10 protein-coding genes are annotated in these 13101 nt (G+C 43.2%); 6 read left to right on the top strand and 4 right to left on the bottom strand.

Annotated elements, in window-relative coordinates; all coding sequences use genetic code 11:
* Positions 1–155 precede the first annotated feature (155 nt).
* Together glpT and LGO15_RS03935 are read right to left on the bottom strand one after the other, a co-directional pair.
* Positions 156–1517, bottom strand: coding sequence for a glycerol-3-phosphate transporter (glpT, locus tag LGO15_RS03930; RefSeq protein ID WP_167833498.1), 1362 nt, complete (start codon positions 1515–1517; stop codon positions 156–158).
* A gap of 174 nt (positions 1518–1691) precedes the next feature.
* Positions 1692–2240 carry a glycerol-3-phosphate responsive antiterminator gene (locus LGO15_RS03935; protein WP_167833499.1) on the bottom strand — a complete coding sequence of 183 codons (549 nt, stop codon included), beginning with the start codon at positions 2238–2240 and terminating at the stop codon, positions 1692–1694.
* A gap of 173 nt (positions 2241–2413) precedes the next feature.
* Between LGO15_RS03935 and LGO15_RS24285 the strand changes: the two genes are divergently transcribed.
* The 3 genes from LGO15_RS24285 to rnjA all read left to right on the top strand — a co-directional run bounded on the left by LGO15_RS24285 (position 2414) and on the right by rnjA (position 6008).
* Entirely contained in the window at positions 2414–3334 is a 921-nt protein-coding gene (locus LGO15_RS24285) for a methyl-accepting chemotaxis protein (protein WP_167833500.1), read from the top strand.
* Between the two features lie 112 nt (positions 3335–3446).
* Complete coding sequence (locus tag LGO15_RS03950; RefSeq protein WP_226086830.1) at positions 3447–3656, top strand: hypothetical protein; 210 nt, start codon at positions 3447–3449, stop codon at positions 3654–3656.
* 687 nt (positions 3657–4343) lie between these two features.
* The gene (gene rnjA, locus LGO15_RS03955; RefSeq protein ID WP_226086831.1) at positions 4344–6008 is read left to right on the top strand and encodes a ribonuclease J1; all 1665 of its coding nucleotides are present in this window, start codon (positions 4344–4346) and stop codon (positions 6006–6008) included.
* Positions 6009–7102: 1094 nt separating this feature from the next.
* Here rnjA and LGO15_RS03960 read toward each other — a convergent pair.
* Complete coding sequence (locus tag LGO15_RS03960) at positions 7103–8965, bottom strand: LTA synthase family protein (protein WP_226086832.1); 1863 nt, start codon at positions 8963–8965, stop codon at positions 7103–7105.
* A 320-nt stretch (positions 8966–9285) separates the two neighbouring features.
* Here LGO15_RS03960 and LGO15_RS03965 point away from each other — a divergent pair, with 320 nt between their 5' ends.
* The 3 genes from LGO15_RS03965 to LGO15_RS03975 all read left to right on the top strand — a co-directional run bounded on the left by LGO15_RS03965 (position 9286) and on the right by LGO15_RS03975 (position 11467).
* A complete protein-coding gene (locus LGO15_RS03965; RefSeq protein WP_167833502.1) occupies positions 9286–10155 on the top strand; it encodes a cation diffusion facilitator family transporter in 870 nt (289 codons plus the stop codon).
* Positions 10156–10237: 82 nt separating this feature from the next.
* Positions 10238–10429, top strand: coding sequence for a hypothetical protein (locus LGO15_RS03970; RefSeq protein ID WP_167833503.1), 192 nt, complete (start codon positions 10238–10240; stop codon positions 10427–10429).
* Between the two features lie 87 nt (positions 10430–10516).
* Positions 10517–11467, top strand: coding sequence for a TRM11 family SAM-dependent methyltransferase (locus LGO15_RS03975; RefSeq protein ID WP_226086833.1), 951 nt, complete (start codon positions 10517–10519; stop codon positions 11465–11467).
* 107 nt (positions 11468–11574) lie between these two features.
* Here the strand turns inward: LGO15_RS03975 and LGO15_RS03980 are convergent, their stop codons facing one another.
* Positions 11575–13020 carry a DEAD/DEAH box helicase gene (locus tag LGO15_RS03980; protein WP_226086834.1) on the bottom strand — a complete coding sequence of 482 codons (1446 nt, stop codon included), beginning with the start codon at positions 13018–13020 and terminating at the stop codon, positions 11575–11577.
* Between the last annotated feature and the right edge of the window lie 81 nt (positions 13021–13101).

The following is a 13101-nucleotide window of genomic DNA, read 5'->3' on the forward strand; positions in this document are numbered from 1 at the left end:
AATATGAAAAAAAGAGAGACCACAAACAACATTATCGCCCAAAAGCCGTAATGTTATCGTGGTCTCTCCAGTTCTCCTACCCGATTTATTAACTTGTAATCATTATATCACAGACACAAGGGATTTTCATGTGTCGGATTTTTTACAAAGAAAGCTTAGTGTTTAACAACTTCCTGTCCACGGACATTCCATGTCACAGCAAACAATAATGTTGCAAGCGCGCAAGAAATAGTCAGCAGCAAGAAACCAGCGTCCCAGCCAGCAAAGTCAACCAGGTAACCCATCAAAGCGTTGGCTGCAACAGATCCGCCAAGGTAACCGAATAATCCGGTCAAGCCAGCAGCTGTTCCGGCAGCTTTTTTAGGTACATAGTCAAGTGCTTGAAGACCTATCAGCATAACAGGTCCGTAGATCAAGAACCCGATTGCGATCAGAGCAGCCATATCGACGAATGTATTTCCTGGCGGGTTGAACCAGTAGACAAGGACGGCAACCAATACACCTAGCATGAACACGAATCCAGCAGGTCCGCGGCGTCCCTTAAACAGCTTGTCCGATAGGTATCCAGCCAGCAATGTACCAGGGATACCAGCCCATTCATACAGGAAGTAGGCGACACTTGATTCGTTCATTGAGAAGCCTTTTTCTTCACTTAAATAAGTTGGTGCCCAGTCCAATACTCCATAACGGACAAAGTAAACGAAGACGTTGGCAACGGCAATGATCCAAATCCATTTATTGTTTAAAACATACTTGAAAAGAATCTCTTTTGTCGTCAATTCCGTTTCGAATAACTGTTTCTTTTTTGTTGGATAATCATCACGATATTCTTCAATTGGCGGAAGTCCCATTGATTGAGGAGTATCACGAATCAGCATAAAGGCCACAAGTGCTACAGCAAGTGCCACGATGGCCGGCAGTATGAAAACACCTTCATATCCTGCGTAAGATGAACCAAGTATTCCGGCAAATATCGCTGCTCCGGCAACTGCAAGTGGAGCCATCAAACCGCCGCCGACATTGTGGGCAACGTTCCAGATTGCGGTTTTACCGCCACGCTCACTAACACTGAACCAGTGAGTCAACACGCGGCCAGCAGGAGGCCAACCCATACCTTGAACCCAACCATTGATAAAAAGCATGATAAACATAATAGCAACAGAAGATGTGAAAAATGGTATGAAGCCCATCAATAAGCTGACAATGGCAGAGAGGACAAGTCCTGCGGTCATGAACCACCGGGCGTTACTCCGGTCCGACACCGTCCCCATCACAAATTTACTGATTCCATACGAAATGGAGATCGCGGATAATGCTAGTCCCAATTCACCCTTTGAGAATCCCTCTTCCACAAGATAAGGCATGGCGATTGAGAAGTTTTTACGCAAAAGATAATAAGCTGCGTAACCGATGAAGATTCCCATGAAAACCTGGAACCTTAACTTCTTATACTCGGCTTCGGTTCTTTCTTCAGACAGTCTCTCCACATGGGGAGCCGGCTTGAATAAGTTAAGCATGTATAAGTCCTCCTTAAGATTATTTGTTAGTATTAGCAGAAAACACGAAAAAACCCATGCTTAACAGCACCTCTCTACAGAAAAGAGGGCATAAAGCATGGGTCTCCATATCTCCACCATAGTTAACTTGTAAACCTATACTACCTTGAGATGAAAGCGATGTCAACAATTAAATTATATTTCTGTAATTTCCCACAACTCCCTTTTAGAAGTGGTGATGGCAGAAGCACCTGCATTCAATGCGTTCTTCACTTCCTCAGGAGTCCTGATCAGCCCGCCTGCAAAAATCGGAATGTTAACTCGTTCCTTGACCTCCTTGATCATCCAAGGCATTGCTCCTGGTAAAACCTCAATATAATCAGGGCGCGTTTTTTCAATAAGTTTATAGCTTTTTTCGAGTGCATGCGAATCAATCAGGAACACCCTTTGCACAGCGAGCACTCCTTTTTGTTTTGCCTTTAAAATGACACTCGACTTCGTTGAAATCAGGCCATACGGTTTGTATTCCTGGCAGAGGTATTCGGTCGAATAGTCATCGCTCTTCAGTCCCTGAATCATATCCACATGATAGATCATCTTTTTTCCATGACGTTTTGCCATAGCGTTAATATTTTTTAATTGGGCGATATGCACTTCCAACATGACTCCGATTTCAAAAGGGCTTCCAAGGAACTGTTCAAACTCCTTCATGTTCGATGATGCGGGCAAGATTTTTTGATCCAAAAGAATCCCATCCTTACATTTAATTACTCATTATCTTAACATGAGTGGCTTGAAGTTTTCTATGGAGACAGATGGCTTTTTTGAGCACAATAGCATACTTAAAATTGTGGTAATGCATAAACATTAGTACGATAGTAATAAAGATCCCTATTACATATTAAAGAGGAGACAATATGCAGATTGGTAAGGAAAAGAAGAGCACACAGGTTTTTGGGGAAGACGCCGTCCTGGCAGCTATTGAAAGGTCTTTGGCGATGATCGAATTCGATCCTGATGGACAAGTGCTCTGGGCAAATGAGAACTTTGCACGGACGATGGGCTATCGAGTAGATGAAATGCCGGGACTGTTGCATAAACAGTTTTGTACAGCCGAATTTGCAGGAAGCAGAGCCTATATAGAATTATGGAGAAACCTGCGCAGCGGAAAAAGCTTTCAGGAGAAAATCCAGCGAGTCACGAAGAGAGGCAATCTTCTCTGGCTTGAGGCTACATACACACCTGTATATGATGATTTAGGCAGAGTTGCTGGTGTGGTGAAGGTGGCAACTGACATCACGGAGCGAGAATTGAACACGACAAGACTTGCCAGGGAGCTTCAGCAAATGTCCCAAGACCTGAACGAACGCGCGGAAATGGGGATTACAAGAAGTGAAGAAGCAGCCACGGCCGCCAGCAAGCTTGTACAAGAGTCAAAAGAAAATCTTGAAATTCTCGAATCTCTGAAATCGCAGGCCAAATCGATCGGCAGCATCGTCCAGACCATTCGTGAAATTGCCGCACAAACCAATCTGCTTGCCCTGAACGCAGCCATTGAAGCGGCAAGAGCCGGAGAACATGGGAGAGGCTTCAACGTCGTTGCAGGAGAAGTCCGGAAACTCGCCACACGCGTCCAGGATTCAATCCAGGAAGTCAATGAACACATCGAAGGAATAGCAAGCGAAATCACAAAAATCAACGAAGCCACCCAGCGCTCGCAAAATGGCATCACTAACAACAAGAACCTCAATGAACAAGCAGTCGCCGCCTTCAAAGAAATCGGCAGTGCCGCCCACGAACTGGACCAGCAAGCAAAAACATTCAAAGAAATCTTATAAGGAAAACGGACACCGCGATGATTATGGCGGTGTTTTTTTGGATTGGAGTAGAGTGAGGTGAGGATGTTGAAACAAAAAGTTCGTCTATGTGACCAAGAGGAGTGGTCTGTTGTTGAAATGTGAGAGAGGAACGTTCTATGAGCACAAATGGATTGCAATGTCACAAAAAGGGCATATAGAAATTTTCTATGATCCCGAATGGATTGAAATAGCGACAAAACGTCGTATAGAAGAAATGTATAGGCACCTGCATTACCTGAAAAAGAGTCGCAAGAGCCAGAACGGTAAAAGCAGAGCTTCTGCATTACCTGAAAAAGAGTAGAAAGAGTAAAAACGGTAAAAGCAGAGCTTCTACATTACCCGAAAAAGAGTAGAAAGAGTAAAAACGGTAAAAGCATAGCTCCTGCATTGCCCGAAAAAGAGTTGAAAGAGTAAAAACGGTAAAAGCAGAACTCCTGCATTGCCCGAAAAAGAGTTGAAAGAGTAAAAACGGTAAAAGCAGAGCTTCTGCATTGCCCGAAAAAGAGTAGAAAGAGTAAAAACGGTAAAAGCAGAGCTTCTGCATTACCCGAAGAAGAGTAGAAAGAGCTAAAACGGTAAAAGCTTAGCTCCTGCATTGCCCGAAATAGAGTCGCAAGAGCCAGAACGGTAAAAGCATAGCTCCTGCATTACTAGAAAAAGAGTTGAAGGAGCCATAATGGTAAAAGCAGAGCACCTGCATTTCCCGAAAAAGAGGGGAGAGAGCCGTAACGGTAAAAGCAGAAGCTTTTTCGTATAAATCCGTTCATAGGATTCGAAATTTACCAAACCACAGCAACTTTTCCCCTATAATTAGCGTCTCAATCTTTACAAGGGATTGCAATATTTGTTGAACCGTTAAATTTATGGTATATTTTAAGAATTCAACCCCCTATTTTCTCCAGCCACTTTCTTCACTATTCTTTATTAAGAGATATGATTCCCATGGGAATTGATAAATACATTTACACTAAGAAACAGGAGCTGAACTATGGAAACGAAATTGAAAAAGGATCTCAAGATTTTCGCTTTGGGCGGTCTTGGTGAAATCGGTAAAAATACGTATGTAATTCAATATAAAAATGAAATGGTGTTAGTGGATTGCGGAATTAAGTTTCCGGATAATGAGTTGTTCGGAATTGATTATGTGCTAGCGGATTACACTTATTTGAAGCAAAACCAGGACAAGCTGGTAGGTATTTTCGTCACTCATGGCCACGAAGACCATATTGGCGGATTGCCGTTTTTGCTGCAGGATGTGAAGGCGCCGATTTATGGAGGTGATTTTGCAGTTGAGCTAATTAAGTCCAAGCTGCAGGAGCACAAAATCAAGGGTGTCAAGTTCCACCAGATCAACAATGATACGGTCGTCGAGTTCCAGAATATCAAGGTTCGCTTTTTCCGGACAACGCACAGTATCGCGGATTCATTCGGTGTCGTGGTTACGACTCCGGAAGGGAATATTGTTCACACAGGTGACTTTAAATTTGATTTAACACCGGTTGGAAGGGGCACTGATTTTCAAAAAATCGCTGAGATCAGCAGTGAAGGTGTACTTTGCTTGTTATCGGACAGTACGAACAGTGAGCAGCCAGGATTCTCGATATCTGAAAGACGTGTCGGAGAAGCTATCGAGGATATTTTCCAGACAGTGGATGGCCGCGTCATTTTCGCTACCTTCGCCTCCAATATTGACCGCGTACAGCAGGTGGTGAAGTCGTCCCTCAAGTATAACCGGAAAATGGCGATTGTTGGCCGAAGCATGGAAAAGACTTTCGAAATCGGACGCAGACTGGGTTATATTTCTGCGCCAGATGATGCTTTCGTAAGCGTTAACGAGATCGGACAGGTTCCAAGCCATCAGCTGACGATCATCTGTACGGGTAGCCAGGGCGAGCCGATGGCAGCTCTTGCGCGGATTGCGAATGGAACACACAGACAAATCTCAGTCATACCTGGAGATACGATTGTCTTTTCGTCATCACCGATTCCCGGCAACACAATCAGCGTAAACCGCGTAATTGATAAGCTGCACCGAATCGGCGCCGATGTCATCCATCATAAAATCAGTGAGGTTCATACCTCAGGGCATGGCAAGCAGGAAGAGCAGAAGCTGATGATCAAGCTTCTGAATCCGAAGTTTTTCATTCCGATTCACGGTGAATACCGTATGCTGGACCAGCATGTTAAATTAGCGGAACAATGCGGAATCCCGCGTGAAAACTCGTTTATTTTAGATAACGGGGATGTCCTGGAATTGTCTGCAGACGGCGGGCAGGTTGCCGGAAAAGTTCCAGCTCAGCCAGTATATGTTGACGGCAGCGGAATCGGCGATATCGGACATATCGTCTTAAAAGACAGAAGAGTACTTTCACAGGACGGACTTGTGATCGTCACGATGATGATCGATCGCGAGAAAAAGCAGCTGGTCAACAAGCCGACTGTGGTAACAAGAGGATTCGTTTATGTCAGGGAGTCAGGCGACCTGATGAAAAATGTAGAAGAACTGATCAAGGATAAAATTGTGACTGAATTGGCAGGAGGCACGAAGGACTGGTCAAGCATCAAGAAGGCCGTCATCGACGTCGTCAACCCATTCCTATACAGCCAGACAGGCAGAAGACCAATGATTTTGCCGATTATCATGGAAGTATAAATTAAGAACGCTCCTTAATGGGGCGTTTTTTTTGTGTTCAGACAAAATAAAGTCACTTCCCCGAGATTTTGTCTGAAGTCATGTCAGCTTCGGACAAAATAGCGTCACTTCCCCGAGATTTTGTCTGAAGTCACACCAGGTTCAGACAAAACATCGCCACTTTCACTAGATCTTGTCTGAAGTCACACAAGGTTCGGACAAAACAAAGTCACTTCCCCGAGGTTTTGTCTGAAGTCACACAAGGTTCGGACAAAACAAAGTCACTTTCCTGAGATTTTGTCTGAAGTCACACCAGATTCAGACAAAATAGCGTCACTTCCACAAGATTTTGTCTGAAGTCACACCAGGTTCAGACAAAACAAAGTCACTTTCCCGAGGTTTTGTCTGAAGTCACACCAGCTTCGGACAAAGCAGCGCCAATTCCCCGAGATTTTGTCTGAAGTCACGCCATGTTCAGACAAAGCAACGCCAATTCTCCGGGATTTTGTCTGAAGCCACACCAGGTTCGGACAAAACACCGTCAATTCTACAAAATTTTGTCTGAAGTCACACCAGGTTCAGACAAAACAAAGTCACTTTCCCGAGACTTTGTCTGAAGTCATGCCAGGTTCGGACAAAATAGCGTCACGTCCCCGAGATTTTGTCTGAAGTCATGCCAGGTTCGGACAAAATAGCGTCACGTCCCCGAGATTTTGTCTGAAGTCATGCCAGGTTCGGACAAAACAGCGTCACGTCCCCGAGATTTTGTCTGTAGTGATGCCAGGTTCGGACAAAATAGCGTCACGTCCCCGAGATTTTGTCTGAAGTCACACCAGGTTCAGACAAAACATCGCCACTTTCACTAGATCTTGTCTGAAGTCACACAAGGTTCGGACAAAACAAAGTCACTTCCCCGAGGTTTTGTCTGAAGTCACACAAGGTTCGGACAAAACCCCGTCAATTCCACAAAATTTTGTCTGAAGCCACCCCAGGTTCAGACAAAACAAAGTCACTTCCACAAGATATTGTCTGAAGCCACACCAGGTGAAACAATCATACCAAGCTTCATTTCCACACAAAAAACCCCACTGAATCACCAGTGGGGTTCTGCAATCTTATTGTTGTTGATCATCTTTTTCATAAAAACGAAGCAAGTCTCCGTAAATGATTTGATCTGAGTAACTTAGTTCGTTTTTCGCATGCTCGATGAATGGTTCACAGCTTGCACCGTCAGTCGGTTCTTCTGTGGCTTTATCATAACATACACCTTTTGTGTAAACTAAATCTTCGGTAATGAAGCTTCCGTCTCTTAGGGCAACAAAGTTATCCTGCTTTTCGGAGAACATGTCTGCTCCAAACTGGATATCCTGCTTAGTATCGATTCCAGCGAGATTCAGCAATGTTGGGCGAAGATCGATTTGACCAGTTACAGTTGAAATCGTTTTGCCTTCGTGACCAGGGATATGGATAATCATCGGCACACGCTGCAGTTGTGTAGAAACAAATGGCGTGATTTCCTTGCCAAGGTATTGCTCCATTGCTTTGTTATGGTTCTCGGAAATACCATAGTGGTCACCGTAGATCACGATGATTGAATCCTCGTAAAGTCCTTCTGCTTTCAAATCCTCGATGAATAGCTTCAATGCTTCATCCGTATAGCGAACGGTTGGGAAGTAGCGGTTCAAAGTGCCGCTGTTTGAATCAAATTCATCAATGAATTTATCTTCTTCATCCAGTTCGAACGGGAAGTGGTTTGTCAGCGTAATGAACTTCGCAAAGAACGGCTTTGGCATTGCTTTTAAATGTTCAACTGACTGGTCGAAGAAATCCATATCCTTCATACCCCAGCCAACAGAATTTTCTTCATTCACTTCATAATCCGGCAATGAGTAAAAACGGTCATAACCGAAATTATTGTACATTACGTCACGATTCCAGAAGCTCTTGTTGTTCGCATGAAGCTTCGCAGTGTAATAAGAGTTTTCCTTCAGCCTTTCAGCAAGTGACATGTATTCATTCCCTGAGTGGGTGAAGAATACGGCTCCGCGGCCAAGCGGATATAAAGAGTTTTCCAATAGGAATTCTGAATCAGACGTTTTACCTTGTGCAGTCTGATGGTAAAAGTTATTAAAGTAATAGCTGTCTTTAATGAACTCATTCAAGAATGGCGTGACTTCCTGGCCATTCACCTTCTGTCCGATGACAAAGTTCTGGGTAGATTCCATTGAGATGACAATAAGGTTCTTGCCCTTTGCCGCACCGAACATTTCTTTAGATGGTTCTTTATATTGAGCACGAGTATAGTTCTCGATTTCGGTCAACTGGTTGCCATCTGCCATGGCTCTTTGTGCTGTTGTCTTTGTCTGTAGGTACGCATCATAGATATGGTGATTGTACGTCCCGATATTCTTTACTAGGATTTCCCTGTCGAACGTACGAGTCAATAATTCAGGACGTTCAGACTCAGAAAGCCCAAGGTTGAAAAAGGCAAGACCAATCGCGCTGAAGTAAAACGCTGCTGCATATACGTTTTTGTACTTTTTAAAAGAAATCTTAGAACTTTTTACAAAAGCTAGCGCTAGAATCAACAAGGTATCGGCAAAATAAATGATATCAGTCCAGCTAATCAATTCCCCGACACTGCTCTTTAAATCGCCCATATTGCTTGTCTGTGTCAACAGGGGAATCGTGATGAAATCACTGAACTCCTTATAGTAAACAACATTGGCGTAAAGAATAAAGGAAGTGATGAAACTTGTCGCAATGACAAAAATTTTCTGCTTCCTGCCTGCCATGAAAATCCCTAGTCCCAAAGCGAACATAAGGAAGCTCAATGGATTAATGAACAGGATGAATTCCTGCATTTTATTTTCAATATCTATATCAAAATTGAACTTATAAACGGTGTAGGTTTTTAGCCATAATAGAACAATGGCAATCAAAACAAAACTTACGGACATATTCTTTTTAGTCCCCATGCAATCCCTCCTAGGAATCTATTGAAGCTTACATTTTACCACAAGTGAAAATAGTTTTGTAGCTGTACCGATAATCGCGTAATTTTCCGATATTAATTATACGTTTAAAAGCAGGGAAAAGTTTCTGGTAATTACTTCAAGTCTTTTATATTCATTTAACTTTGTCCTAATAATCGTATCCGTCAGGCGCTTTTGTTTTTTTGCCATAGGAAACTTTTTTGGAGTCCTGTCAATTATATGGACAAGGGTAAAAAGGTTGCTATAGACTTACTCACTTCTTGATTGTTAAAATGTTCTAGCACTTGAATGGAGGCCAGTCCATGAATGAAGAACGTTATTCCAATTTGAAATTAGGCGAACGTGGAGCCATTATAAGTATCCTCGCTTATATACTTCTTTCTGCCTTGAAACTTTCTGTAGGTTATATCAGCGATTCCGAAGCATTGAAGGCAGATGGTTTGAACAACACGACCGATATTTTAGCCTCGCTTTCCGTCCTTATCGGGTTAAGGCTATCGCAAAAACCTGCTGATGATGACCATCTTTATGGCCACTGGAAATCAGAAATGGTCGCTTCGATGGTGGCATCTTTTATCATCATTGTGGTCGGATTCCAGGTTTTAACCAGCGCTTTCACATCCGTTTTTGAAGGAACTCAGGAAGCACCAGATCTGGTTGCTGCCTGGACAGGTTTATTTTCCGCACTCATTATGTATTTTGTGTATCGTTATAACCGGAACCTCGCTAACAAAATAAAAAGCCATTCGGTCATGGCCGCGGCTAAAGATAACCTGTCCGATTCTTGGGTGAGTATCGGTACGGCTGTCGGAATCATCGGCTCCCAATTTGGTTTGCCATGGCTCGATCCCGTAACCGCAGTCATCGTTGGTGCACTGATTTTAAAAACTGGCTGGGACATCTTCCGCGAAGCATCCCACCAGCTGACAGACGGCTTTGATGTAGACCTAATTAAAGAATATAACGATACCATCTGTAATATTCCTGGTGTCAAAGGAATTAAGGATTTAAAGGCGCGGAGCTACGGCAACAATATTGTCGTTGATTGCGTCATCACCGTGAATCCGACCCTCGACATCAGCACCGCACATGATATCTCCACAATGGTCGAAGAGAAACTTATGGAAGAATACGATATATATGACGTCCATGTCCATGTAGAGCCGGATTGAGAAGGAAAAAGATATGAGCGACTGAAGATGTTAATGCATACTTAGCAGGTCAATTATTTTAGAAGGGTACAGGTAATGATTCATGAAGTTTGTAAAATCGCAGATGAAACAATTGATTAAAGATAATCCAGAGCTGCAAACGCGCTTATCTAGTTTGATAAAAGAACATGACCTGGAGAAAAGCTTTGCATTAAAAGCTTTGTATCACTCTGAAGTAGCTGAAGGCGGAAAGTATCAGAGTGCATACCAATCACTTGACTTACCTAAGGGGTAAGTCATTTTTATTTCGATTACCACAAGGAAAGTTATATGATATGGAGTGGAGAAATGCTGTTTTGCACAGGGAAGGATTTGACATTGAGTGAAATTCACTAACTTTGAGCCTAAGTCATTTATATATAATTACGCATTTCCATCTGAGGAAAAAGAGTTGTGTGCATTGGAAATGCGCTCGTTTTTTGGGGAGGATACAGAATCCAGCGTCTTGGAGAGCACTTTGAAAATCGATCCAAGCCGAAGTCCTTTTATAAGGGGACGTATGGATGTCATTATTGACGGTGAGCAATTAGAGGACCTAATTGAGCAAGTGAAAAAATTAGAATTGAATGGCGCTACTTTTAAAGTGATGTATGTAAAAGTGACAGGTCCTGAAAAGGTGGATTTTGAAGAGAGACGCAGAATCGAACGAGTAGTGGGTCTGGAAATTCCCGGGGAGCCGGAGCTCGTAAATCCTGATCTGCTGTTTGGGATCATGAATGTGAATGAGCGTTGGGTATTTGGTGAATACCACAGCAGCGAACAGGTCTGGCTGCATCACCAGCAAAAGCCGCATAGCTACTCAACTTCATTGAGTACTCGTGTCGCAAGAGCGGTCGCCAATATCGCAGTTCCTAATCCAGCTGGAGTTAAAGCGATCGATCCATGCTGCGGAATTGGAACGGTAGTGGTGGAAGCATTATCGATGGGGATTGACATTGTTGCCAGTGATATCAACCCGCTCATTCTGCCTGGAACAAGGGAGAACATCGCACATTTTGGATATGAAACGGAAGTTACGTTCAAGGACATCCGCAAAGTCACTGGGAGCTACGACGTGGCGATTATTGATATGCCGTACAATCTGTGCTCGGTCATCACACCGGAAGAGCAGCTTGAAATGCTTCAAAGCACATACGAGTTTGCTGATAAAGTGGTTATCGTCACGATTGAATCAATCGACTCTATCATCGCTAATGCTGGTTTTGTCATTGCTGATCGCTGTGTCGTGAAAAAAGGGACCTTCGAACGCGAGATCATTGTCTGTAAAAAATAAGATAAATTTAAGGACGATTATGCATATCATAATCGTCCTTTTTTCTCGAGATCTTAATCCAACTACAGCGATTGTCGGGGCTGTACGAGGCGCTTGCGCTTTTTGTTCTATTTAATTGCCTTGCTCACTCTAAGCTTCTTTCCTTTAATTGTCCCATTCTCCATTGCCTGAATGACAAGCGAGCCTTTTCCGTTCAGGATATCGACATATGACATAGTGTCGTGGATCGTGATGATGCCGATATCGTCTGCGGTTACTCCAGGAATTTTCGCGATCGTTCCAACAAAGTCGACAGCACGAAGCTTTTTCTTTTTCCCGCCGCTAAAATGAAGCTTCATAATGTCCTGGTTGATGCGGGCTGTCTTGTTGTTTTTCACGCCACGGCGTCCACTGATTTTTTCATCGAACGCAGTCTGGTTTCTTGTAACTTCCTGCTTGCTCGGAGCCTCTGTCATAGGAATCTCAAAGCCAATGTATCGTTCGATGGCCCTGATGAATTTATCTTCATAAGGTGTAGCAAGCGTAATCGCTTTTCCTTTATTACCAGCGCGCCCAGTTCGGCCTGTCCGGTGCACATAGCCTTCTTTTTCCATCGGAACGTCATAGTTAATGACGAGCGAAACGTTATCGACGTCAATCCCGCGTGCAGCAACATCGGTGGCCACTAGATAACGGAAATTCCCCATCTTGAAGCCATTCATTACGGCGAAGCGATCTTCCTGCTCTAATCCGCCATGAAGTCTTTCACAGGAATAATTAGCATCCTCCAGCTGTTCAAACACAGTATCAACATTTTCCTTCGTTCGGCAAAAAATGATGCAGCTCTCCGGGTTTTCAACAACGGTAATGTCTTTAAGCAGTGAAATCTTATCTTCTTCTTTCACTTCGATCAGCAAATGGTCTATCGTATTGGTTGTGACCCCAGTGGAAGCAATTTCGATATTAACAGGATCTTTCATATATTTATGACAGAGATTTTCAACGTCTTTAGGTAATGTCGCAGAAAATACCATCGTTACTCTGTCTGATGGAAGTTCTTCGATAATGAATTCCACATCATGGATAAAACCCATATTGAGCATTTCATCCGCTTCATCTATGATCAGGTACTTGATTTCATCTAATACAAGTGTTCCTCTTTCGATATGATCGATCACACGTCCTGGCGTACCAACAACAACATGCATTTTTTGTTTCAATTCCTCTTTTTGTTTTGCGAAAGGTTCCTTCCCATAAACGGCCATAGCCTTGATTCTTTTGAATCGGCCGATATTTGTAATATCTTCACGAACCTGTACAGCCAGCTCCCTGGTTGGAGTAAGAATCAACGCTTGTGGATTTCTTTCCTCCCAATCAACCATATCGCAAATGGGAATGCCGAAGGAGGCAGTTTTGCCGCTTCCAGTCTGGGATTTTACGACAAGATCCTGTTTCTGCAATGCTAACGGAATGACTTCTCCCTGGACCTCTGTCGGCGATTCATATTTCAACACTGAGAGGGCGCGTTTAATTTCATCGCTTAAGTTGTACTCGTCAAAACTTCTTTTACTCATGTGAAAACCTCTTTTTATTTTATTATTCCACTTATTTATATAGGATTCTCGCAAAGAATCATGATATGCATAAACTGAATA

This window comes from Mesobacillus sp. S13 (genome assembly GCF_020422885.1).
In the GTDB taxonomy this organism is placed as follows: Bacteria; Bacillota; Bacilli; order Bacillales; family Cytobacillaceae; genus Mesobacillus; species Mesobacillus selenatarsenatis_A.

Coding starts and splice junctions, on each gene's coding strand:
- glpT (WP_167833498.1), bottom strand. CDS start 1,517: ATGCTTAACTTATTCAAGCCGGCTCCCCATGTGGAGAGACTGTCTGAA.
- LGO15_RS24285 (WP_167833500.1), top strand. CDS start 2,414: ATGCAGATTGGTAAGGAAAAGAAGAGCACACAGGTTTTTGGGGAAGAC.
- rnjA (WP_226086831.1), top strand. CDS start 4,344: ATGGAAACGAAATTGAAAAAGGATCTCAAGATTTTCGCTTTGGGCGGT.
- LGO15_RS03960 (WP_226086832.1), bottom strand. CDS start 8,965: ATGGGGACTAAAAAGAATATGTCCGTAAGTTTTGTTTTGATTGCCATT.
- LGO15_RS03965 (WP_167833502.1), top strand. CDS start 9,286: ATGAATGAAGAACGTTATTCCAATTTGAAATTAGGCGAACGTGGAGCC.
- LGO15_RS03970 (WP_167833503.1), top strand. CDS start 10,238: ATGAAGTTTGTAAAATCGCAGATGAAACAATTGATTAAAGATAATCCA.
- LGO15_RS03980 (WP_226086834.1), bottom strand. CDS start 13,020: ATGAGTAAAAGAAGTTTTGACGAGTACAACTTAAGCGATGAAATTAAA.